The organism is Streptomyces sp. NPDC059166 (genome assembly GCF_042755185.1).
Classification (GTDB): domain Bacteria; phylum Actinomycetota; class Actinomycetes; order Streptomycetales; family Streptomycetaceae; genus Streptomyces.
Genome location: NZ_JBHZCI010000002.1, coordinates 189,656 through 212,778 on the forward strand (window position 1 = coordinate 189,656; position 23,123 = coordinate 212,778).

16 protein-coding genes are annotated in these 23,123 nt (G+C 72.5%); 4 read left to right on the plus strand and 12 right to left on the minus strand.

Translation table 11 applies throughout. The features are described from left to right. Nucleotides 1-9: 9 nt before the first annotated feature. Nucleotides 10-2,151: a PhoH family protein gene (locus ACFXOA_RS02305; RefSeq protein ID WP_385021177.1), complete on the minus strand. Its 2,142-nt coding sequence runs from the start codon at nucleotides 2,149-2,151 to the stop codon at nucleotides 10-12. 140 nt (nucleotides 2,152-2,291) lie between these two features. Next, a complete protein-coding gene (locus tag ACFXOA_RS02310) occupies nucleotides 2,292-3,395 on the minus strand; it encodes a carbohydrate kinase family protein (RefSeq protein WP_385021180.1) in 1,104 nt (367 codons plus the stop codon). Nucleotides 3,396-3,772: 377 nt separating this feature from the next. On the opposite strand from ACFXOA_RS02310, the gene ACFXOA_RS02315 reads away from it, so the two are divergent. Then, a complete protein-coding gene (locus tag ACFXOA_RS02315) occupies nucleotides 3,773-5,128 on the plus strand; it encodes an MFS transporter (RefSeq protein ID WP_385021183.1) in 1,356 nt (451 codons plus the stop codon). On the opposite strand, the gene ACFXOA_RS02320 is transcribed toward ACFXOA_RS02315, so the two are convergent. The 8 genes from ACFXOA_RS02320 to hrcA form a co-directional block, all read right to left on the minus strand. Continuing rightward, complete coding sequence (locus ACFXOA_RS02320) at nucleotides 5,092-6,084, minus strand: adenosine deaminase (RefSeq protein WP_385021186.1); 993 nt, start codon at nucleotides 6,082-6,084, stop codon at nucleotides 5,092-5,094. The two genes, ACFXOA_RS02315 and ACFXOA_RS02320, sit on opposite strands and share 37 nt — an antisense overlap. Before the next feature lie 15 nt (nucleotides 6,085-6,099). Beyond that, complete coding sequence (locus ACFXOA_RS02325) at nucleotides 6,100-7,008, minus strand: ribonuclease Z (RefSeq protein ID WP_385021189.1); 909 nt, start codon at nucleotides 7,006-7,008, stop codon at nucleotides 6,100-6,102. A gap of 12 nt (nucleotides 7,009-7,020) precedes the next feature. Next, complete coding sequence (locus ACFXOA_RS02330; RefSeq protein WP_385021192.1) at nucleotides 7,021-7,380, minus strand: histidine triad nucleotide-binding protein; 360 nt, start codon at nucleotides 7,378-7,380, stop codon at nucleotides 7,021-7,023. 173 nt (nucleotides 7,381-7,553) lie between these two features. Next, entirely contained in the window at nucleotides 7,554-10,787 is a 3,234-nt protein-coding gene (locus ACFXOA_RS02335) for a S41 family peptidase (RefSeq protein ID WP_385021195.1), read from the minus strand. Between the two features lie 85 nt (nucleotides 10,788-10,872). Further along, nucleotides 10,873-11,616, minus strand: a complete 744-nt coding sequence (locus ACFXOA_RS02340; RefSeq protein ID WP_385021198.1) for a 16S rRNA (uracil(1498)-N(3))-methyltransferase — start codon at nucleotides 11,614-11,616, stop codon at nucleotides 10,873-10,875. Next, on the minus strand, nucleotides 11,613-12,686 hold the full coding sequence (locus ACFXOA_RS02345; protein ID WP_385021201.1) for a nitronate monooxygenase: 1,074 nt from the start codon (nucleotides 12,684-12,686) through the stop codon (nucleotides 11,613-11,615). The genes ACFXOA_RS02340 and ACFXOA_RS02345 overlap by 4 nt, the downstream gene beginning before the upstream one ends. Nucleotides 12,687-12,839: 153 nt before the next feature. Continuing rightward, on the minus strand, nucleotides 12,840-13,976 hold the full coding sequence (gene dnaJ, locus ACFXOA_RS02350; RefSeq protein ID WP_385021204.1) for a molecular chaperone DnaJ: 1,137 nt from the start codon (nucleotides 13,974-13,976) through the stop codon (nucleotides 12,840-12,842). Next, entirely contained in the window at nucleotides 13,977-14,993 is a 1,017-nt protein-coding gene (hrcA, locus tag ACFXOA_RS02355; RefSeq protein WP_014156352.1) for a heat-inducible transcriptional repressor HrcA, read from the minus strand. 164 nt (nucleotides 14,994-15,157) lie between these two features. On the opposite strand from hrcA, the gene ACFXOA_RS02360 reads away from it, so the two are divergent. From ACFXOA_RS02360 to ACFXOA_RS02370, 3 genes are all read left to right on the plus strand, one after another. Next, nucleotides 15,158-15,880, plus strand: a complete 723-nt coding sequence (locus ACFXOA_RS02360; protein WP_385021208.1) for an MBL fold metallo-hydrolase — start codon at nucleotides 15,158-15,160, stop codon at nucleotides 15,878-15,880. A gap of 25 nt (nucleotides 15,881-15,905) precedes the next feature. After that, nucleotides 15,906-16,724: a DUF3097 domain-containing protein gene (locus ACFXOA_RS02365; RefSeq protein ID WP_385021211.1), complete on the plus strand. Its 819-nt coding sequence runs from the start codon at nucleotides 15,906-15,908 to the stop codon at nucleotides 16,722-16,724. A gap of 120 nt (nucleotides 16,725-16,844) precedes the next feature. After that, the gene (locus tag ACFXOA_RS02370; protein ID WP_385021214.1) at nucleotides 16,845-19,730 is read left to right on the plus strand and encodes an ABC transporter substrate-binding protein; all 2,886 of its coding nucleotides are present in this window, start codon (nucleotides 16,845-16,847) and stop codon (nucleotides 19,728-19,730) included. Nucleotides 19,731-19,829: 99 nt separating this feature from the next. Here ACFXOA_RS02370 and hemW read toward each other — a convergent pair whose 3' ends face one another. Beyond that, complete coding sequence (gene hemW, locus ACFXOA_RS02375; RefSeq protein ID WP_385021217.1) at nucleotides 19,830-21,062, minus strand: radical SAM family heme chaperone HemW; 1,233 nt, start codon at nucleotides 21,060-21,062, stop codon at nucleotides 19,830-19,832. An 11-nt stretch (nucleotides 21,063-21,073) separates the two neighbouring features. After that, nucleotides 21,074-23,014, minus strand: a complete 1,941-nt coding sequence (locus ACFXOA_RS02380) for a SpoIIE family protein phosphatase (RefSeq protein WP_385021220.1) — start codon at nucleotides 23,012-23,014, stop codon at nucleotides 21,074-21,076. Nucleotides 23,015-23,123 lie beyond the last annotated feature (109 nt).

A 23,123-nucleotide genomic window follows, 5' to 3' on the forward strand; every position in this document is an offset into this window, starting at 1 on the left:
GCGCTGCGACTACTTCCCTTTTCGGCGGTCACGTCGGCCGTCTTCGCGGCCTTCCGGGCGTCCGTCTCGCTGACCGGCTCGGTTGTCGTACTTCTCGTACGCGTCGACGATACGGCCGACGAGCTTGTGCCGGACGACATCCTGGGAGGTGAGCCGGGAGAAGTGGACGTCCTCGACGCCGTCGAGGATGTCCTGGACCTGGCGCAGACCGCTCTTCGTGCCACCGGGGAGGTCGACCTGGGTGACGTCACCGGTGATGACGATCTTGGAGTCGAATCCGAGCCGGGTGAGGAACATCTTCATCTGCTCGGTGCTGGTGTTCTGCGCCTCGTCCAGGATGATGAAGGCGTCGTTGAGGGTGTTGTGCGTCAGAAGGTAGTCCTGAGTCACGTACAGAGAGTCCTCGGCAGCCACCTGGATGCACACCGCTTCCTCGCAGCCTGCGGGCTCGATGCTGTCGATGAACCGCATGGGCCTGCCACCCCCGCCTGCCGCGTGGTAGGTGTCGCGCTTTCGGGCGAGCCGGAACGGTTCGACGCCCTCGGGGAGACGGATGTCGACGACATGTGCGTCATAGCGGTGTTGAATCTTGCGGCCCCTGGCCAGACCTGGCTCACGACCATCTGCGGGCCGACGGCGACTGTAGGCAACACCTCCCAGCGACCGGACCAGGGCGACCACATCGTCCCGGAGCATGATCGACGCGGTGGTGTACTGCACGCGGCACGTGCGCTCGGCCTGGGTGACTGGCCCACCGTCAGCGTCGAGAAGCCCTTGCAGAACAGCTAGCCGGACGTCGGCTGAATTGTTGAGGTAGTCGTCCGGGATGAATGTGGAATGCGAGCGGGTACCGAGAAGTTCGAGGGCGCGAAGAGCACCCGTGACCGGGTTTTCCAGGGTGACCACATCGCCGGGCGACTTCACTCGGTTCAGGACATAGTCGGGGCCCGACTTGTGCCGTACGGAAACTCCGGGGAGCGACTCCTCCAACGCATGGGCAAGCTCCGGATCGTTCGTCGCGAACGAGGGGGTGGTGGATCCGGTCAGGCATCCGTCGCCCAGCAGAAGGCCGAGCGCGTAGGGATCCATCGGGACATCCCGCTCCGGCATGCTGACCGGTGCGGTCAGCATCGGCAGTTCGTATCGGCGAGCGTGCGCAGCACGGAGGTTGCCGATCATCTCCTTGGTCTCCAGTACCCTCCATGGCTCGTCCCGGCGGCGGTCCGAGGCCGTCCGGACCGTCCACAGGTGCTCACCGCAGCACAGGGTCCAGGAGCCGTCCTGCGCACTGACGCGGTAGATGTCCTTCTTCCCCTGCGGGTACACGCCGAGAACCGGGGTCGGCTCTCCGTTGGATCCGATGACCAGGTCACCCACTCGGAGGTCGCCGATAGGGCGCCAGCCCTCCGGCGTGAGGACGTTGGTGAAGACCGGTTGTGCACGCCCCCTCATGTACGCCAGCGGCGCGACCTCGATCGTGCCCGCGGCCATGAGCCGGGGGATCGAGTCGGGGTCGAGCATGTCGTGCAGGGCGTCGTAGAGCGGGCGCAGATACGGGTCGATCTTGTCGAAGAGCGTGCCGGGCAGGAAGCCGAGCCGCTCCCCCGCCTCCACGGCGGGCCTGGTCAGGATGATCCGGCTGACCTGCTTGGACTGCAGGGCCTGGACGGCCTTGGCCATGGCGAGGTAGGTCTTGCCGGTACCCGCGGGGCCGATGCCGAAGACGATGGTGTGCTTGTCGATCGCGTCGACGTACCGCTTCTGGTTGAGCGTCTTGGGACGGATCGTCCGGCCGCGGCTGGAGAGGATGTTCTGGGTGAGGACCTCGGCGGGGGTCTCGGGGCCGTCGGCCTCGCCGTTCCCGCTCGCCTTGAGCATCGCGATCGAGCGTTCCACGGCGTCCTCCGTCATCGGCAGCCCGGTGCGGAGCACGAGCACCATCTCGTCGAAAAGGCGCTGGACCAGGGCGACGTCCGCCGTGTCTCCAGTCGCGTTGATCTCGTTGCCCCGGACATGGATGTCGACGGCCGGGAACGCCGTTTCGATCACGCGCAGCAGCGAATCGCCCGACCCCAGGAGCATCACCATGGGGTGTGCGGCCGGGATGCTGATCCGGGCCGTCGCCTGCGGCTGTGTTGGTGACTGCGTCATGGGCCGGCCCTCGGGCCTGCGCATACCTCCCGTTCAGGGTCGTCGCTGCTCGACGGCCTCTGGACTACCAGCCTACGACTCCCCACCGACAACGCCGAGAGGTTTTCCCCGGTGATCATCAGCACTTCACCGCCCGGTCCTCAGCTCCGGAAACCGATGGTCGGGACGGCCCTGCGCAGGGGCCAGGGCCGGTCCGTCGCGGGCAGCAGTTCCTCCAGGAAGGCGTAGCGCTCCAGCGCCGCCGGGTCCTGCCCCGGAGTGGTGCGGACCTGCTGCCACCAGCCGGCGACCTCGGCCCACCCCGGCGCGGACAGCGATCCGCCGAACTCCTGCACGGACAGGGCGGCCGTGAGCCCGGCGAAGGCGAGGCGGTCGGCGAGCGGCCAGCCGGCCAGGGTCCCGGTGACGAAGCCGGCGACGAACACGTCCCCGGCGCCGGTCGGGTCGAGCGCCTCCACCTCGATGGCGGGCACCTCCGCCGCGGCCCCGGTCTCCCGGTCCACCGCGTAGGCCCCCTCGGAGCCCAGGGTGACGACGGCCAGGGGCACCCGCTCGGCGAGGGCGTGGGCCGCCGCGCGCGGGCAGTCGGTCCGGGTGTAGCGCATGGCCTCCTCGGCGTTGGGGAGGAAGGCGGCGCAGTGCTCCAGGTCGGGCAGGGCGTCCAGGTCCCACCGGCCGGTCTCGTCCCAGCCGACGTCGGCGAAGACCATGGCGCCGTTGCGGGCGGCGCCGGCCACCCAGGGCTCCCTGCGGCCGGGGACCAGCGAGGCCACGGCGGCGCGGGCACGCGGCGGGCAGTGCGGAAGGGCGCGCCCCGGCTCGGGGGACGCGGTGGCGGCGGGTGCCTCGTGGCCGTGCGAGACCATGGTGCGCTCCCCCTCGTACGCCATGGAGACGGTGACCGGGGAGTGCCAGCCCGGGACGGTGCGGGACATGGACAGGTCGATGCCCTCCCCCTGTTCGAGGGCGTCCCAGCAGTACTCCCCGTAGTGGTCGTCGCCGAAGGCCGCGGCCAGGGAGGTGCGCAGGCCGAGCCGGGCGAGCGCGGTCGCCATGTTGGCGACGCCGCCGGGGCTGGAGCCCATGCCCCGGGCCCAGGACTCCGTCCCGCGTACCGGCGCGCTGTCCAGGCCGGTGAAGACGATGTCCAGGAAGACCGTGCCGGTCAGGAAGACGTCGCAGGCCGGGTCCTGCGGGGCACGCAGCCCCAGCAGCGGGTCGATGCCTGGATCTGCTGTGCTCACCGTGCGCTCCCCGGCCGTGGTGGTTCTGGATCGATGCGGGTTACGGGCCAGTGTGCCGGATCCTGCCCCGCATCCGGTGAGTCCGCGCCGCGTCGCACGGCCTGCCCTCACCTGCATAAACATGCGCGAATACCCGGCCCTTGACTGCATAAACCTCAATGTGACCCAGATCACAACAGGCCGACTTTCCGAGGGCTGGGCGCGCTTGATACAAATTGCCCGCGAGCACCGATCGGGACGGTTGACGACGAGTGCCGCTTCTCCCGCTTTTTCTCGCCTTACCCCCCTCTGCCCTGATCCAGGGTCGCACAGCTGTTCCCCGCACCGCCCTCCCCTGCCTTCCCCCTGCCTCCTCTGGCATGTCTTTTGGAACGCCCATGTCCTCGCGCCCGCGCGCCGCGTGGCCCCTGGTCGCCGTGTTCACCGCCGGTTACCTCGCCGCCTATCTGCTCCCCACCATCGTCGGCCGTCTCAGCAACTACCTGGGTCTGAGTTCCGCCCAGGCCGGTCTGGTCGGAAGCGCCCTCCTGCTCAGCTCGGCCTCGGCCGGCTTCGCGCTCGCGGGACGCGTCGACAGACTCGGTGCGCGCAGACCCGCCCGCGTGGGACTGCTGCTCGCCGTCGCCGGATACGGCTGCGCGGCGCTGACCACGTCGATCCCGCTGGTCGTCGCCGGCGTGGTGGTCGGCGGCTTCGGCTCCGGTGCGGCGACCGCGGTGGCGGCGTCCGGCATCGCGGAGCAGAGCGATCCGCACCGGACCTCGTCACTGGGACTGCTGAGCGTCTCGGCGACCGCGGGCGCCCTCTACCTGACGGTCCCCCACCTGGGCGGCGGGCACCGGCTGCCCTTCGCGTCCATCGCGCTGGTCGCCCTGCTCGTGTGGCCCGCCACCGCCCGGCTGGGCGGCCCGGCGCCGGTCAGCGCGACGTCGTCCGTCCAGGCACGGCTGCCGCACCGGCGGTCGGGGCTGGTGCTGGCCGGCGGGATGCTCGTCTGGTCCATGGCGCAGAACGCCCTGTGGGGCGTCAGCAGCCGCATCGGCGCCATCCAGGTCGGCCTCTCCGAGGTGACGATCGGCGCGGTGTTCGCGGCCGCACTCGGCGCGGGGCTGCTCGGTGTCATGGGTGCCGGCATGCTGGGCTCCCGTCTCGGGCGGGCGGTGCCGATCGGCGCCGGGACGATGATCATCGCGGGGAGCATCGTGCTGAGCTCGTCCGCCGAGGACCTGGGGTCCTTCGCCACGGGCGAGATCGCGTGGAACACCTTCTACCCGGTGGTCCTGTCCTACCTGATCGGTCTGGCGGCCTCGCTGGACGTGCGCGGCCGCTGGGCGGTCCTGGCGGGTTCGGCGTCCTCCGTCGGCACCGCCTGCGGCCCCCTGCTCGGCAGCGTGCTCTCCGAGCAGGCCGGTTACGCGGTGATGGGGCTGATCCTCGGGGCGGCCACCCTGCTGGTCGTGGCACCCGTCACCGCCGTGGCGCTGCACACCGGTGGGCGTCCGCTGGTGCCCGGCTCCGTCCGGCGCAGGGGCGGCGCACCCGCCGCCCTGCTCGCCGCGACCACCAACAGCCTGTCCGGCGCGGTGCCCAAGCTGGGCGCGCCGGAGCAGGCGGTGGCGGAGATCAGCCTGCCCGCGCTTCGGCGCAGGCGGCTGGTGCGCAGCGCGTTCCGGACGGCCGGACCGTCCGGGACCGGTCAGTCGAACGCGTACGCCTCGACCTCGGAGAGGTAGCGCGCCCGGCGCTCCTCGTCGTGGTCGAGGAAGGCCGCCTCGAAGGAGTTGCGGGCGAGCGCGCGCAGCTGCTCCCGGTCCAGGCCGAGCGCCTCGTGGACCGCGTGGAAGGTGTCTCCGACGTATCCGCCGAAGTAGGCCGGGTCGTCGGAGTTCACCGTGCAGAGCAGGCCGGCGTCCATCATGGCCCGCAGCGGGTGCTCCTCCAGGATGTCCACGGCGCGCAGCCGTACGTTGGACAGCGGGCACAGCGTCAGCGGGATCCGCTCGGAGACGAGGCGGTCCACCAGTTCCCCGTCCTCCATGCAGCGCAGGCCGTGGTCGATCCTCTCGACGCCGAGGACGTCCAGCGCCTCACGGATGTACTCCGGCGGCCCCTCCTCACCGGCGTGGGCGACCTTGCGCAGGCCGAGGGCGGTGGCCGCCGCGTACACCTCACGGAACTTCGCGGGCGGGTTCCCGACCTCCGCGGAGTCCAGGCCGACGGCGCTGATCCGCCGGATGTACGGCTTCGCGGCCTCCAGCGTCTCCAGGGCCGACTCCGCGGACTTGTCGCGCAGGAAGCACATGATCAGCTGGGTGGAGATGCCGTGGGTCTCCTCGCTGCGGTCCAGGGCCCGGCCGAGCCCTTCGATGACCGTGCCGATCGGGACCCCGCGGTCGGTGTGCGCCTGCGGGTCGAAGAAGATCTCCGCGTGCCGGACGCCCTGGGCCGCGGCGCGGGCGAGGTAGGCGTCGGCGAGTTCGGCGAAGTCCTCCTCGGTGCGCAGCACGGCCATCAGGGCGTAATAGAGGTCGAGGAAGCTCTGCAGGTCTTCGAAGAGGTAGGCCCGGCGGAGTGCCTCGGTGTCCGCGTACGGGAGGTCCACGCCGTTGCGGGCGGCGAGCGCGAAGGCCAGTTCGGGTTCGAGGGTGCCCTCGATGTGGAGGTGGAGTTCGGCTTTGGGGAGGTGCACGGGGATCTCGTTACGTTACGTGTGGCGGGTGGGTACCGGGACCGTGATCAGGTCCTCGGCGATGGTCAGTTCGCCTTCGAAGCCGGCGGCCCTGGCCTGCTCCTCGAAGGCTCCGGGGTCGGAGTAGCGCTGGGAGAAGTGCGTCAGCACCAGGTGCCGTACGCCCGACTCCTCCGCCACCCGGGCCGCCTGGCCGGCGGTGAGGTGGCCGTGGTCGGCGGCGAGCCGGCCGTCCTCGTCGAGGAAGGTCGACTCGATGACCAGCATGTCGCATCCTTCGGCGAGGGCGAACGCGCCGTCACAGAGCCTGGTGTCCATGACGAAGGCGAAACGCTGGCCCCTGCGGGGCTCGGAGACCTCGTCCAGTGCGACGCCTCGCAGGGAGCCGTCCCGCTGGATCCGTCCGACGTCGGGCCCCGTGATGCCGTGCTCGGCCAGTTTCGCGGGCAGCATCCGCAGCCGGTCGGGCTCGGTGAGGCGGTAGCCGTAGGACTCCACGGGGTGCGAGAGCCGGTGGCTGTCGAGCGTGTACGCGCCGGTCGTGGCGAGCACCCCGTCGGCGGCGACGGGGGCCTCGGTCAGCTCGACGGACTCGCGGTAGGCGGTGGCGTGGCGCAGCCGGTCGAAGAAGTGCTGTCCGCTCGCGGGGTAGTGGGCGGTGACCTGGTGCGGGACCTGGTCGAGGTTGATGCGCTGGATCACGCCCGCGAGCCCCAGTGAGTGGTCACCGTGGAAGTGGGTGACGCAGATCCGGTTGATGTCGTGCGCGGCGACGCCCGCCCGCAGCATCTGGCGCTGGGTCCCCTCGCCGGGATCGAAGAGGATGCCCTCGCCGTCCCAGCGCAGGAGGTAGCCGTTGTGGTTGCGGTGCCGGGTCGGCACCTGGCTGGCGGTGCCGAGGACCACGAGTTCGCGTACGGACACGGGTGAGGCCGCCTAACCGGGGGGCCACTGCAGCCCGCGGCCGCCCAGGACGTGGGCGTGCGCGTGGAAGACGGTCTGTCCGGCGCCCGCACCGGTGTTCAGGACGATGCGGTACCCCGTCCCGGTGAGCTTCTCGTCGGCCGCGACGAGACCGGCCTCGCGCAGCACGTCGGCGGCGGTGGCGGGTTCGGCGGCGGCGAGGGAGGCGGCGTCCGGGTAGTGCGCCTTGGGGATGACCAGGACGTGCGTCGGGGCCTGGGGGTTTATGTCGCGGAAGGCGACGGTCGTCTCGCTCTCGCGCACGATGGTCGCCGGGATGTCCCCGGTGACGATCTTGCAGAACAGACAGTCGGTCTGCGGCTCTCCCGCCATGGGTGCTCCTCGGTCGTGGTGATCGGCCGGGGCGCGCCTCGAGAGCCCGTCGGGCCCGGGGCGCGCCCGAAAGGGCAGCCTAGCGGGCGTCACCCGGCGGGCGACGGCCGACTCGGCAGGTCCGGCGATCGCCGGCGGGCGCGCGGACCTCCCCGCGCCCGCCGTGCGTACGGCTACCGCGCCGGGTCCTCGGACGGGAGGGGCGGGGCGGTCTTCGCGGGCGTCCGCGCCAGCGACTCCAGTGCGATGCGGATGGCCTCGTCCAGCTGCGGGTCCCGCCCGGCGGCGTGGTCCTGGGGCGTCATGACGACCTCGACGTCCGGGTCGACACCGTGGTTCTCGACGTCCCAGCCGTATCCCTCCAGCCAGAAGGCGTACTTGGGCTGGGTGACGAGGGTGCCGTCGACCAGGTGGTAGCGGCTGTCGATGCCCACCACCCCGCCCCAGGTGCGTGTCCCGACCACCGGCCCGACGCCGAGGGCCTTGACCGCGGCGTTCACGATGTCGCCGTCGGAGCCGGAGAACTCGTTGGCCACGAGCACGACCGGTCCGCGTGGCGCGTCCACCGGGTAGCTGACGGGCCGCATGCCGCGCGGGAGGTCCCAGCCGACGATGCGCCGGGCCAGCTTCTCGACGACCAGCTGCGAGGTGTGGCCGCCGCGGTTCTCCCGTACGTCCACCACCAGTCCCTCGCGGGACACCTCGACGCGCAGGTCCCGGTGGATCTGGGCCCATCCGGAGCCGACCATGTCGGGGACGTGGAGGTAGCCGAGACGGCCGCCGGACTTCTCGTGCACGTACGCTCGCCGGCCGGCGACCCACGCGTGGTAGCGCAGCGCCTCCTCGTCGGCGACGGGTACGACGACGACATGGCGTGGGTCGCCTCCGTCCACCGGCAGGACCGTCAGCTCGACGGGTTTGCCGGCGGCGCGGTCGAGGAGCGGCGCGGGGCCGGTGACGCCGTCGACGGGGCGGCCGTCGACCGCGAGGACCGTGTCCCCGGGGCGCACGGCGACGCCGGGCGCGGTGAGCGGGGACCAGGCGTCGGGGTCCGAGGTCTCCGTCGGCAGGATCCGGTCGATGCGCCAGCTGCCGTCGTCGGCCCGGGAGAGGTCGGCGCCCAGGAGCCCTTGGCCGTCCCGGGGGCCGCCCCAGGCGGGTGGGTTCACATAGGCGTGGGAGGTGCCGAGTTCGCCCTGGACCTCCCAGAGCAGATCGATGAGGTCGTCGTAGGTGGCGATCCGGTCGAGGACCGGCCGGTAGCGGTCGAGGACCCCGTCCCAGTCGACGCCGCCCATGTCGGGGCGCCAGAAGTTGTCCCGCATGACGCGGCCGGTCTCCTCGTACATCTGGCGCCACTCGGCGCCCGGGTCGAGGGTGCGCCGGACACGGGAGAGGTCCACGGTGACGTGGCTCTCGCCGTCGTCGCCTGAGTCCGCGGACAGCCGGCCGTCGGAGGGGATCACCTTCAGCCGGCCGTCGCTGTGGAGGACCAGCCTCCTACCGTCGCCGCTGACCGCGAACCGGCCGATGTCGCAGGCCACTTCGTCATGGCTTCGCTTCGCCAGGTCGTAGCGCTCCAGGACGGGCCCCGGGGTGTGGGCGCCCGGCGCGGCGACGCCCGTGCCCAGTACGCCGTTCAACGGGTGCCGCAGCCACAGCAGCGCGCCCTTCGCCGCCGTCAGCGAGGAGTAGCGGGCGGCCTCGACGGGCACCGGCACGATCCGGTCGGCGAGTGAGTCGAGGTCGACGCGGGTGACGGGGAGCGCGGTCGGGTTGTCGTCCTCGTCGTCCTTCTCCTTCTCGGTCGGGCGTCCGTGGAGCTGCGGCCCGAACGGCGAGGGTGTGGTGGCGGCGAGTGTCAGCAGGTGCGGCCGGCAGGTCCCGACGAACGCCATGTCGAAGACGTGTGAGTCGTAGACCGGGTCGAAGGCGCGCTCGGAGAGGAAGGCGAGGTGCTTGCCGTCGGTGGTGAAGGCGGGGGCGAAGTCCCGGAACCGCAGCGGGGTGGCGTCGGTGACCCCCTGGTCCGCGAGGTGGGCCAGTTTGATCTGGCTGAGGGAGGCGGGCCCGGGGTGGGACCAGGCGAGCCAGGCGGAGTCGGGTGAGAAGACCAGTCCTGAGGCGTCACCGTCCTCGCTGCGGTCCAGCTCGTGCACCTCTCCGCTCTCCCGCTCGACGACCAGCACCCGGCCGTCGTGCGCGGCGACGGCGAAGCGGCTTCCGTCGGGGGCGGGGGCCAGGTCCAGGACCCGGCCGATCCGGCCGGCCGCGAGGCGGCGCGGCACGGCGCCGGGCGCGGTGCCGGTGGCGGGGGCGCACTCCAGGGCGTCGTCGCCCTCGGCGTCGGTGACCCAGACGGCGTACTGGTCGCCCTCGGCCTGGAAGGCCCTCGGGAGCCTGGCCCGTACACCGGGTTCGGCTGCCAGCACCCGGGCAGGGCCCTCGCGGTGGGTGACCCAGTGGACGGCGCCCCGGGAGCCGACGGCGCTGCCACGGCCGGTGCGGTCGGGGGACGCGCTGCAGGAGTGGCCGTCGGCGTGCACGGGGTAGGGCTGCAGGTCGGTGCGCTGTCCGCCGAGGCGGATGTCCAGGCGGCGGGCCGCGTCGCTCTCCAGGCTGTCCAGGAGCCACAGTTCGCCCGCCTGGGCGTAGCAGATCCGCGTTCCGTCGGTCGTGGCGTGCCGGGCGTAGAAGCCGTCGGTGGCGGTGTGGCGGCGCAGGTCCGTTCCGTCGGGCCGGGAGGAGTAGACGGCGCCCACTCCCTCGTGGTCGCTGAGGAAGGCGATACGCCCGCCGACCCACATGGGGCATTCGAGGTTGCCGTCGAGATCCGCGTGGATGCGGACGAACTCCTCCGGGGCGCCCTCCGGCCGGTCCGCCGAGGCGATCCACAGCTTGCCGGCCGTTCCGCCCCGGTAGCGCTTCCACGCCGCCGCCTCGCGGCCCATGTCGGCCGAAAGCAGCAGGATCCTCCCGGCGGGGCCGTACGCCAGGGAGCCGACGGGTCCGTACGGCAGGGTGCGGGCCGGTCCGCCGTCGAGGGGGACGGCGCGGGCCCAGCTGCGCCGCAGCGACGCCTGCCCCTGGGTGCTGATCACCAGCACCTCCCCGTCGGGGGTCCAGCCGCGCACGGAGGTGCGGACGTCCCCCCAGTGGGTCAGCCGCCGCGAGGGGCCGCCGTCGGCAGGGGCGAGGTGGACCTCGGGGGCGCCGTCCCTTCTGGACGTCCAGGCGACGAGGCTGCCGTCCGGCGATATCCGCGGCTGGGTGACGGGTCGGTTGTCGGCGCTCACGCGCCATGCCCGGCCGCCGTCGAGCGGCGCCAGCCAGACATCGTCCTCGGCGGTGAAGGCGATCAAGTCGCCCTGGACATGGGGATACCGGAGGTAGGAAGGCTGTGTCACACGGATCACCCTAGGACCGTGTCCCGCTTCCCGGTACGGAGTTGGCCGGAGTCGGCCCCACGAGAGGGCGGCGCGGCACGGCCCCTCAGGACCAGCGGCCGGTGCGTCCCAGCAGCAGGGCTGTCGCCGCCGTGCCCGCGGTGGAGGTGCGCAGGACGGTCGGTCCCAGCCTGCAGGTCCGGGCGCCCGCGGCCGCGAACGTGGCCAGTTCGTCCGGGGAGACGCCGCCTTCCGGGCCGACGACGAGCACGATCGTGCCGGACTCGGGGAGGGACACGGTGGCCAGCGGCTCGCTGTCGTGGTCGCGGTCCTCGTGCAGGACCACGGCGAGATCCGCGGCCGCCAGGAGTGCGGCGGCCTGCTTCGTCGTCATCACGTCGGTCACCTCGGGGAATCGCACCCGGCGCGACTGCTTTCCCGCCTCACGCGCCGTGTTCCGCCACTTGGCCAGGGACTTGAGGCCGCGGTCGCCCTTCCACTGCGTGATGCAGCGCGAGGCCTGCCAGGGCACGATCGCGTCGACGCCCGTCTCCGTCATGGTCTCCACGGCGAGTTCGCCGCGGTCCCCCTTGGGGAGCGCCTGGACGACGGTGACGAGGGGCGCCGGCGCGGGCTCCTCGCGGAGCTCTCCCAGGCCGACGACGAGCCGGTCCTTGCCCTCGGCCGCCCGTACGACACCCTCCGCCCAGTGGCCGCGGCCGTCGGTCAGGACGACGTCCTCGCCGGGGTTCAGCCGCTTCACCGAGACGGCGTGCCGCCCCTCGGGCCCCTCCAGGACGAACTCCGGCCCGGCGGGGAGCTGTTCGACGACGAAGACCGGTGCCGTCACTGGGCACTCCTCACACTCACTGCCGCACGCGCGGCTTCCATCTCTGCGGCGAGCAGACCGACGAGTTCACCGGCGGGCAGCTCCCGCGCCAGGCGGTGGCCCTGACCGGCCCAGAGCGCCATGCCCTGGGCGTCACCGGCCTCGGCCGCCGCCCTGCGCAGTCCGCCGGTGAGCTGGTGCACCTGCGGGTAGGCGGCGGGGGCGTACGGCCCGTGCTCCCGGACGAACCGGTTGACGAGGCCCCGCGCGGGCCGGCCGGAGAACGCCCGGGTCAGCGCGGTCGTCACGAACAGCGGGTTGGTCAGCGCCTGCTTGTGCAGAGGGTGCGCGCCGGACTCAGGGCAGGCCAGGAACGCCGTACCGAGCTGTGCCGCGTCGGCGCCGGACGCGAGGACGGCGGTGATCTGCGAGCCGCGCATCAGCCCTCCGGCCGCGATCAGCGGGAGGTCCACGGACGCGCGGACCTCGGCGAGCAGGGCCAGCAGCCCGGTGCCGGCGAGTCCTGCCTGCGGGTCGTCGCGGTGCGTGGACTGGTGGCCGCCCGCCTCGGTGCCCTGCACGCAGAGCGCGCCGGCCCCGGCCCAGCGGGCGTTCCGCGCCTCCTGGGGCGAGGTGACCGTGACGACGGTGAGGGTCCCGGCGGCCGCGAACGCCTGGAGGACCTCACGTGAGGGGCAGCCGAAGGTGAAGGACACCACGGGTACGGGGTCCTCGAGCAGGATCGCGACCTTGGCCTCGTAGCCGTCGTCGCCCCGGTCGTCCGGGACTCCGAGCGGGGTCTCGTACCAGCGGGCCTCCCCGGCGAGCTGGTCACGGTACATCTCGACGGCGCCGGGGTCGGCCACCAAAGGCTGCGGCATGAACAGGTTGACGCCGAAGGGGCCGCCGGTCGCCCTCCTGAGCCGCTCGATCTGCTTGTACATCCCGTCCGCCGTCTTGTAGCCGGCGGCGAGGAAGCCGATGCCTCCTGCCGCGGTCACGGCGGCGGCCAGCTCCGGCCCGGAGACCCCGCCGGCCATGGGGGCCTGGACGATCGGGTACCGGCTGAGACCGATGGGCGCCAAGGACATGACCGCATCGTGCCACGTCCGGTGGGTGGTGCCGAATCCGCCGTTCCACCCGGTGGACGGACCGGCCCGCGCCCGCGCACCACCTGCCGGGGACGGGGCGGTGGAAGCACGGCGCCGCCCGCCGGTCAGGACCGGCGGGCGGCGCGAGCGGCTTCAGCGGCCGTTGAAGGCGTCCTTCAGACGGGAGAACAGGCCCTGCTGGCCCGGCTGGAACTGCCCGGTCGGCCGCTCCTCGCCACGCAGCTGGGACAGCTCCCGCAGGAGGCGCTCCTGCTCGGGGTCCAGCTTCGTCGGGGTGGTGACCTCGACGTGCACGATGAGGTCACCGCGACCGTTGCCGCGCAGGTGCGTGATGCCGCGCCCGTGCAGCGGGACCGACTGCCCGGACTGGGTGCCCGGCCTGATGTCGATCTCCTCCAGGCCGTCGAGCGTCTCCAGCGGCACCTGCGTACCCAGCGCCGCGGCGGTCATCGGGATGGTGACCGTGCAGTGCAGATCGTCACCCCGCCGCTGGAACACGGCGTGCGAGAGCTCGTGGATCTCGACGTAGAGGTCGCCGGCGGGCCCGCCGCCGGGGCCGACCTCGCCCTCGCCCGCGAGCTGGATCCGGGTGCCGTTGTCGACACCGGCGGGGATCTTCACGGTCAGGGTGCGCCGCGAGCGGATGCGTCCGTCGCCGGCGCACTCGGGGCACGGGGTCGGCACGACCGTGCCGAAGCCCTGGCACTGCGGGCAGGGCCGCGAGGTCATGACCTGGCCGAGGAACGACCTGGTGACCTGCGAGACCTCACCGCGGCCGCGGCACATGTCACAGGTCTGCGCGGAGGTACCGGGCGCCGCGCCCTCGCCGCTGCAGGTGTTGCAGACGACGGCGGTGTCGACCTGGATGTCCTTGGTCGTGCCGAAGGCGGCCTCCGCGAGGTCGATCTCCAGCCGGATCATCGCGTCCTGGCCGCGCCGGGTGCGCGAACGCGGTCCGCGCTGCGACGCCGTGCCGAAGAACGCGTCCATGATGTCGCTGAAGTTGCCGAAGCCGCCGGCTCCGAAGCCTCCCGCGCCACCGCCGCCCGACTGGGACAGCGGGTCACCGCCGAGGTCGTAGACCTGCTTCTTCTGCGGGTCCGAGAGCACCTCGTAAGCGGCGTTGATCTCCTTGAACCGCTCCTGGGTCTTCGGGTCCGGGTTGACATCCGGGTGCAGCTCGCGGGCGAGCCGACGGAATGCCTTCTTGATCTCGTCCTGAGATGCGTCGCGGCGCACGCCGAGTACGGCGTAGTAGTCCGTGGCCACTTACGACTCCGCCAGGATCTGTCCGACGTAACGTGCCACTGCGCGTACCGCTCCCATCGTTCCGGGGTAGTCCATGCGGGTCGGTCCGACCACGCCGAGTTTGGCGACTGCCTCGTCGCCCGAACCGTAGCCGACCGCGACGACGGACGTGGCGTTGAGGCCCTCATGGGCGTTCTCGTGCCCGATCCGTACGGTCATGCCCGAATCCGTCGCCTCACCGAGCAGCTTCAGCAGCACGACCTGTTCCTCCAGTGCCTCCAGCACCGGCCGGATCATCACCGGGAAGTCGTGTCCGAAACGGGTGAGGTTGGAGGTGCCGCCGATGATCAGCCGCTCCTCCGTCTCTTCGACCAGGGTCTCGAGGAGGACGGAGAGCACCGTCGACACGGTGCCCCGGTCCTCGGTCTCGAAGGACTCCGGCAGGTCCTGCACCAGTCGTGGGACGTCCGCGAAGCGTCGTCCGACGACCCGGCTGTTGAGCCGGGCCCTCAGATCGGCGAGTGAGGTGTCACCGAACGGTGCGGGACAGTCGATCATACGCTGTTCGACCCGGCCCGTGTCCGTGATCAGTACGAGCATCAGCCTGGCCGGAGCCAGCGAAAGCAGCTCCACGTGGCGGACGGTCGACCGGGTCAGCGAGGGGTACTGCACGACGGCGACCTGTCTGGTCAGCTGCGCGAGCAGCCGGACCGTACGGCCCACCACGTCGTCGAGGTCGACCGCGCCGTCGAGGAAGTTCTGGATGGCCCGGCGCTCCGGCGACGAGAGGGGCTTGACGCCCGCGAGCTTGTCGACGAAGAGCCGGTACCCCTTGTCCGTCGGAATGCGCCCCGCACTGGTGTGCGGCTGGGCGATGAAGCCCTCGTCCTCCAGCACCGCCATGTCGTTGCGGACCGTCGCCGGGGAGACCCCGAGGCTGTGCCGCTCGGTGAGCGCCTTGGAGCCGACGGGCTCCTCGGTGCCGACGTAGTCCTGGACGATGGCGCGCAGCACTTCGAGTCTGCGTTCGCTGAGCACCGCGCACACCTCCAGCTGTGGTTCTTCGGCTTCTGCCTGGCACTCTGTGCGTCCGAGTGCCAGCAATCCCCCGGTCAGTGTACGGGGGCGGGGTGGTTCCGGGGCAAGGCCGACCGGCCATGCCGTCACGGGACCGCGCAGGTCGTTGCCGATAGCGTCGCCGCATGGATGTCTCTTGGGAAGAGTTCGGCTGGGAGCGTTTGGGCGACAGTGCGGGCCGGCGGCGCCTTCCCGTATGGGACGCGACCGTCGCGCTGGTGGCCGGACCCGACGCGGCGCTGCTCTACGACACCGGTTCGACGCTCCGGGAGGGCGTCGAACTGCGGACGCAGGCGGAGGCGATGCTGGGCCGGAGGGTGACACATATCGCACTGAGCCATCCGCACTTCGATCATGTGCTCGGAACCGCCGCCTTCTCCGGAGCGGCCGTCCACGGTGCCGTCGGCACCGCGGATCTGCTGGCCCGGGGCGCGGAGGCGCTGCGGGCGGACGCGTTGCGGCACGGGATGAGCGCGGCGGACGCCACGGCGGCCACCGACGCGCTGGTGGCGCCCCGGCACCAGGTGAGCGGGGAGTCGACCCTGGATCTGGGCGGTGGTCTCCAGGTGCTGCTGGCCAACGTGGGCCCCGGCCACAGCGGACACGATCTCGCGGTGCTCGTTCCCGGCTCCCCGGTCGTGGTGCTCTGCGGCGACCTGGTCGAGGAGTCCGGCGAGCCGCAGGCGGGCCCTGACGCGGTGCCCTCGCACTGGCCGGCCTCGCTGGACCGGCTGCTGGAGCTGGGCGGCGAGGAGGCGTTGTACGTACCGGGACACGGGGCGGTGGTCGACGCGGCCTTCGTACGCGCCCAGCGCGATCAACTGGCCGCCCGCTTCGGCGTGTCGTGAACGGGCGTCCGCATATCGTCGTGTCATGCGCAGCTACCAGCCGGACCTGACCCCGCCGTGGAAGCGGTCCGCCCCTGTACCCGAGGTCCCCGCCGAGCCCGGCCTGGTCGTGGAGGAAGCCGGCACCGGCTTCTGCGGGGCGGTGATCCGGTGCGAGAAGACCGCGCAGGGGCCGACGGTGACGCTGGAGGACCGGTTCGGCAAGCACCGGGTGTTCCCCATGGAGCCACGGGGCTTCCTGCTGGAGGGCAAGGCCGTCACCCTCGTACGCCCGTCCGCGGGGGGTCCGGTCCGCCCCTCCCGCACCGCCTCGGGGTCGGTGGCGGTGCCCGGGGCGCGGGCCCGGGTGGCCCGGGCCGGGCGGATCTACGTGGAGGGCCGGCACGACGCGGAGCTCGTGGAGCGGGTATGGGGAGACGACCTGCGCATCGAGGGCGTGGTGGTGGAGTACCTGGAGGGGATCGACGACCTGCCCGCGATCGTCCGGGAGTTCGCACCGGGGCCGGACGCCCGGCTGGGTGTGCTGGTGGACCACCTGGTGCCGGGGTCGAAGGAGTCCCGGATCGCCGCCCAGGTCACCGACGGGAACGTCCTGGTGGTGGGCCACCCCTTCATCGACGTCTGGGAGGCCGTGAAGCCGTCCTCCGTGGGCATCCCCGGCTGGCCGTCCGTACCGCGCGGCCAGGACTGGAAGACAGGGGTCTGCCGGTCACTGGGCTGGCCGGAGAACACCGGGGCCGCCTGGCAGCACATCCTGTCCAAGGTCGGCTCCTACAAGGATCTGGAGCCTCAACTGCTCGGCCGAGTCGAAGAATTGATTGATTTCGTCACGCTTCCTGCCTGATGTCCCAGCGCCGTCGGGGCGGATCCGGTACCGATCCCCTCGAACACCTGCGCTGCCCCCGTGCCATCCGTTATCGATGGGTGATCGAAAGGCGGGCCGGAGGGGAAGGCACGGGGGCGGATGGCGCGGAACAGATGGCGGGAAAGCGCGGAGAACGAGGCGGCCTCCGCGGTCTTCCACCTCATGCAGCAGCTGATCGACCAGTACCGGGACAACCGGCCGGTCATGCCCTTGGTGGTGGCGCAGGCGGAGGACGCCTCGGCGCCCCCTGAGATCGATCTCCGGGTCGAGCAGATCGTGCGCCAGGTCCATCGCGCGAACCTGGGCCGCAGGGTCCCGGTGAAGCTGGTCGAGGGACACGGCGACAGCCCGTACCTGGCGGCCCTCGCCACCGTCCGCGCCCTCACCGAGCGGCCGTGGGAGAACCGCCGCGCCTCGCAGTACAAGCCCTTCGCCTTCCCGCGCTCCCGGCTGCTGGCCGCCATCGAGCAGGCCACCGCCGCGGTCGTCGCGGGGCCGGACGTGCCGTCGCCAGGTGAGCGCGACGAACGCATCCTGGCGGAGCTGGGCGATCTGCGCTGGCGGGCCAGCCGGTCGGGGCGTGACAACGGGTGGGACTCGCTGCGCGCCGCGGTGCGGCCGGAGACCTTTCTGGGGGCGGTCTTCATCGCGGTGCTCAGCGTGCTGCTGGGCGAGATCGGCTGGCTGCTCACCGTGCTGGTGATGGTGGCGGCCGTGGCCGGCCTGACGATCGTGCGGCTGCTGACCCGGGCGGCGCCGCCGCTGCTGTGGCTGCGCCCGGCGAGCCGGTGGCTCGCGACCACCTCGTCACTGGCCGCGTCGAGCACGGCGTACCCCTCCGACGGCTGGTCGCTCCTGTCCCCCGGTGGTTCGTGGCGGGTGATCCGGGCGCGGGCCGCCGCCGTCGCCGAACGGGTGGCCGACGCCGGGACGGGCGACCAGCACGCGCGCCAGTTCCACCTGGAGCTGCGGGTCCAGGCGATGCTGGAGGACCTGCTGGACTGCTACCGGCCGCACGCGCCGGACTGGCGGCGCAGCAAGCGGACCGTCCCGCCGGTGGTGTTCCTGCCCCGCGCCACCGAGGCCAACGGCGGCATGCTGCTCATCAACGCCATCAACAACGTGCGCTCGCGCCGCAGCGAGGTGGACCCGCTGCTCCTCCTGGCGTCCCTGCCGGCGGGTGTGATCATGCGGCACACCCCGCCGCTCCCTCCGGACCCGCCGGCCGGCGGCGGCGGCCGGTCAGGGGCCCGCGCGCGCTACGAGACCTGGGTCGACGCCCTGAGCGTCGGCCAGGCGCCGGCCGCGGCCGTGGCGCTGGCCTGGGTGCTGTGGCTGCCGCTGCCCACCGGGCAGCTGACCCACGAACACGCCCACGCACAGCTCGTCACGCACCAGGTGCGGCGCACCTGGACCTGGTGGGTGATGTCGGGGAAGACGATCGCCGTCCTGCTGGTCTGCGCCCTGCTCGGCACCTTCCTGTGGAGCGAGCACTGGAAGGAGACGTACTGCTACGGACCGCTCGCGGGACGCAGCACCGACTCGGTACGGCTGCCCGGTCCCGACGGCGCCGTGGAGTGCATAGGGGTGGCGACGGTTCCCGAGGTGCGCTTCGCCGGAGGCAACACGCTGCAGCTGAGCGGAGCGGGCAAGGGGGTCACCTTCGAACGGATCGAGGAGGCGATACGGGAGCAGAACGCGGGCATAGGCGCGGGCGACCCCCACGTCACCGTCGTCTACGCGGGCCCGCTCACCGGCACCGACGCGAACCGGGAGGACACCCGCAAGGGCCTGGAGGAGCTGACCGGCGTCTACCTCCACCAGCGGTTCGTCAACGACACGGCCAACCGTTCGGTCAAACTGAGGGTCCTGACGGCCAACGGCGGCCAGGACATGCTGCGGCAGACGACGGCGGCCAGGAAGATCGTCGAGGTGGCCGGGCGGGACTCCTCCGTCGTCGGCGTGGTGGGTCTCGGACGCAACACCACGGAGAGCGCGGAGGCGACCCGGATCCTCCAGCGCGCCGGACTGCCCCTGGTGGACACCACGAACTCCGGCAGCGACCTGGCCCGCGGGTTCCCCAACTACTTCGGCCTCGCCGCCACCGACGAGGAGCAGGCGGACGCGCTCGGTCTGGTCGCCGGGCAGCTGACCGCGCGGCTGAAGGCCCCGCAGGCCGTCGTGCTCTCCCGGAAGGTCGGAAACGAGGACAAGGACCGCTACACGACCGAACAGCGCAGGGTGGGTCTGGAGATGCTCAGGCGGTCCGGCTTCGAGGTGGTCGCCGACGCCCGCTACTCCCTCTCCGAGGACGGCGGCTCCGCCAACCTCGACGGCCCCCTCCACGAGATCTGCGGACGGGAGCGGGTGCCCGACGCCTTCTACTTCGCCGGCCGCGTCGAGGACGTCAACACGCTGATGTCCGGGCTGGGGCAGTCCGCCGGCTGTGCGGACAAGGCCGTCACCGTCTTCACCGGGGACGATCTGACCAAGGCGCGCTTCGACGACTCGACGAAGCTCGCGGACCGGGTCACCCTCTACTACGGCGCACTCGCGCCCATGAGCCAGGGCGGCGGCCGCGGCTTCTACGAGGACTCGCGCAAATCACTCCAGGCCCTGCTCCCCGAGGGGGCCGAGCTGCCCGCGCTGCCGAAGGACCGCCCGTACGAGGACAAGCTGTTCGCCAGCGGCCAGACCGTCATGTCGTACCAGGCGACGGCGGCGCTCTACGCCGCGGCGACCCGGGGCGACACCCAGCAGAGCGCGGCGGAGACCTGGGCGACGCTGTACTCCGTGGCCCTGCACTCCATGCCGACGGGGACCATCACGTTCCGGGGGACGATCCCGTACGCCGACCAGAAGGTCCACGGGCTGAACATCGTCGAGGTCACCCGCCCCGGGCCGGACGCCCGCACCCGCGTGGTGTGCGGGCGCGCGGCCGGTGACCGCACGCCCCTGACCGAGGCGGACTGCAAGGTTCCGTAGACGTCGGGGACGGGGCCGGGCGGCGCCGGGTCCCAGGGAGCGACCGGGTGCATGAGGGGGTCGGGGATGGGGCCCCCGGGGCGGGCTCCCGGGGTGCCCTCAGTCCACCAGGTCGCGGACGACCGCGTCGGCGAGCAGCCGGCCGCGCAGGGTGAGGACCGCGCGCCCCTCCTCGTAGGGCGCGGGCTCCAGCAGCCCGTCCAGGACCGCCCGCCCGGCCGCGGCGAGCCCCTGGGGGGCAAGCAGCGACAGGGGACAGCCCTCGACGAGCCGGAGCTCCAGCAGGATGCGCTCGACGCGCCGGTCCTCGTCTCCGAGCACCTCGCGGCCGGCGCCGGGTGAGCGGCCTTCGGCGAGAGCCTGTGCGTACGCGCCCGGGTGCTTGACGTTCCACCAGCGCACCCCGCCGACGTGGCTGTGCGCCCCTGGTCCCGCGCCCCACCAGTCGGCCCCGCGCCAGTACAGCTCGTTGTGCAGGCAGCGGCCCTCGGGGGTGCGCGCCCAGTTCGACACCTCGTACCAGGAGAAGCCCGCCGCCGTCATGGCCTCGTCGGCGATCAGGTAGCGGTCCGCGTGGACGTCGTCGTCGGTCATCGGCACCTCGCCGCGCTTGATACGCCGGGCGAGGCCCGTGCCCTCCTCGACGATGAGCGCGTAGGCGGACACATGGTCGGGTCCGGCGCCGATCGCCGCGTCGAGGGAGGCCCGCCAGTCGTCGTCGGACTCGCCGGGTGTGCCGTAGATCAGGTCGAGGTTGACGTGCTCGAACCCGGCCGCGCGGGCCTCGGCGACGCAGGCCTCGGGCCGGCCCGGGGTGTGGGTGCGGTCCAGCACCTTCAGGACGTGCTGCCGGGCGCTCTGCATGCCGAAGGACACCCGGTTGAAGCCGCCCTCCCGGAGCGCGGCCAGGTAGGCCGGACCGACGGACTCCGGGTTGGCCTCCGTGGTGATCTCGGCGTCCTCGGCCAGCCCGAACTCCTCCCGGACCGCCGCCAGCATCCGGACGAGATCGGCCGCCGGCAGCAGCGTCGGGGTGCCGCCCCCGACGAAGACGGTGCGGACCGGGCGGGGGTCGTCACCGAGGACCTTGCGGGCCTGGCGGATCTCCTCGACCAGGTGGGCCGCGTAGTTGTCCCTGGACGCGAGCGCCCCGCCGGAGCCGCGGAGCTCGGTGGCGGTGTAGGTGTTGAAGTCGCAGTAGCCGCAGCGGGTGGCGCAGTAGGGCACGTGCAGGTAGAAGCCGAGCGGCCGGCCGGCGGCGCCTTCCAGGGCATGGCGGGGCAGTGCCCCGTCGTCGGGCACGGGCTCACCATCGGGCAGTACGGAAGGCATACCGTCCATTGTCACTCGCCGCCGGAGCCGCTCCGCACATCGGTGGTTCCGTCGACCTGGATCACCAGCAGGGCGAGGTCGTCGTCGGGCGGGCGCTCGGCGAACGCGTGGACGGCCTGCTTGATGCGTTCGGCCACCGCGGTGGCCGGAAGCCCCGCGCAGCCGGCCAGGACCCGGGCCAGACCGTCGCCGTCGTCGAACATCAGCGGGCCGGAGCGTCGCTCGGTGACCCCGTCGGTGACGCAGAGCAGGCTGTCACCCGGTTCCAGGTCGAAGCTCTGGCTGCCGTAGGCGACGTCCTCGACGACTCCGAGCAGCACCTGCGACTCGGCGGCCGGACGGACGGTCCCGTCGGGGCGCAGCAGCAGCGGCAGCGGATGGCCGGCGCTCGCCACGGTGCAGCGCACGCCGCCGTCCGGGAGCGGTACGAGATCGCCGTAGAGCAGCGAGAGGAAGCGGGACTGGGAGCCGTCCTGGATCTGCTCGCCGTCCTGGATCTGCTGTCCGCCCGCCGCCGCGACCATGAGGGCGGCGGCCTCCGCCGCCTCCATGGCGTCGTCCAGGAGGAGGCGGTTGAGCCGGTCCAGGACCTCGCCGACGCTGAAGCCCTCCCGGGACAGCAGCCGGAGCCACGGTCGGGCCAGGCCCGTGACGACGGCGGCCTCGGGGCCGCTGCCCTGGACGTCACCGAGGACGAAGCACCAGCGTCCTCCGGGGCAGGGGAAGAGGTCGTAGAAGTCGCCGCCGACGACGCCGTCGTCCCCGGGCTCGTACACCAGCGCACTGGTGACGCCGGGTATCTCGGCGACCTTGCTGGGGAGCAGTCCGCGCTGCAGGATGCGGCTGATGGTGGCCTGACGGGTGTAGGCGCGGGCGGCGCCCACCGCGAGGCCCACCCTGCGTACGAAGTCCGCGAGGAGCGCGACCACCTGGTCGGGGATGTCACCGGCGCCCTCGCGGCCCACCAGGACCGCGCCGAGCGTCCGCCCGCCCGAGGTGATGCGGTGGGCGAGCGCGACCCCTGTGCCCGCCTCCCGGTCCGTGCCCCCGCCTCCCCTCCAGGGAATGGGCACCGGGCCGGTACCGACGCTCCCGGGCAGCCGGAGCGGCTCCTTCTCGAGCGCGGCGCGCAGCATCCCCGCCCTGGCCTCGTCGCCGTGCCAGACGCCCGCGAGCCGGGGTTCGGCCGCCGGGCCCGCGCCCTCGCTCTCCAGCCATATCGCACACCAGTCGGCGAGCCGCGGCACGAGGAGCGCGCCCGCGGTCGACGCGACCAGGTTCTCGTCGAGCTGTCCGGCGAGCAGCCCGGAGGCCTCGGCGAGGAAGGAGAGCCCGCCGCGCCCGGCCCAGCTCGCGTCGTCACGCGCGGTGCGCCCCGAGGTGAGGGCCGGGGCCCCACCGGCGGCGCGGTCGGTACCGGCCGGGGCGTCCTCGGGCAGTCCGTAGCGGTCGTCGCCGAGGAGACGGGCCCAGACGGTCTTGAGACCGACGCGGTAGGTGATCCCCCAGGACTCGGCGAGGGTCGCGACGAGTTGCAGTCCCCGGCCGTACTCGGCGGGGTCGGGGCGTTCGGCCCCGGTGTCACGCACCGACCGGGCGGGGTGGTGGTCGGTGATCTCCAGAACCAGGGCGGCGGGGTCGGGCCCCGCGGAGTCCTCCAGTCGCAGGAGCAGGTCGACCGCGGTGCCCGCGTGCACCACCGCGTTGGTGACCAGCTCACTGGCCACGGTCAGCGCGTCGTCGGTGAGCCGGTCACCGAACTCGCCGCCCGAGGGCAGGCCGAGGTCGGACCAGTCGCCGAGCGCCGCCCGGACGAATCGGCGCGCGGCGGCCGACGCCTGCGGGATTCCGGGCAGGCTCGTACGCGCGACCATACGGACGTCATCGCTCTGACCTGCGACGACGATGCCGGGACGCTGAACGATGTCCCGCTGTAAGGGAACGGACCCCACGGTGCGGCTCCTGACGGTCTCACTGAACACCGCTGACGTACCCCGACAGAGTGACAGACCGGGCGCGCCCATAAGCGGCGAGTGACGGAAGTCGCGGGCAGGAGGCCGA

Bases quoted from the DNA above. Each gene is read 5' to 3' on its own strand.
- ACFXOA_RS02305 (WP_385021177.1), bottom strand. From the start codon at position 2,151: ATGACGCAGTCACCAACACAGCCGCAGGCGACGGCCCGGATCAGCATC.
- ACFXOA_RS02315 (WP_385021183.1), top strand. From the start codon at position 3,773: ATGTCCTCGCGCCCGCGCGCCGCGTGGCCCCTGGTCGCCGTGTTCACC.
- ACFXOA_RS02330 (WP_385021192.1), bottom strand. From the start codon at position 7,380: ATGGCGGGAGAGCCGCAGACCGACTGTCTGTTCTGCAAGATCGTCACC.
- ACFXOA_RS02345 (WP_385021201.1), bottom strand. From the start codon at position 12,686: ATGTCCTTGGCGCCCATCGGTCTCAGCCGGTACCCGATCGTCCAGGCC.
- ACFXOA_RS02360 (WP_385021208.1), top strand. From the start codon at position 15,158: ATGGATGTCTCTTGGGAAGAGTTCGGCTGGGAGCGTTTGGGCGACAGT.
- ACFXOA_RS02365 (WP_385021211.1), top strand. From the start codon at position 15,906: ATGCGCAGCTACCAGCCGGACCTGACCCCGCCGTGGAAGCGGTCCGCC.
- ACFXOA_RS02370 (WP_385021214.1), top strand. From the start codon at position 16,845: ATGGCGCGGAACAGATGGCGGGAAAGCGCGGAGAACGAGGCGGCCTCC.
- hemW (WP_385021217.1), bottom strand. From the start codon at position 21,062: ATGCCTTCCGTACTGCCCGATGGTGAGCCCGTGCCCGACGACGGGGCA.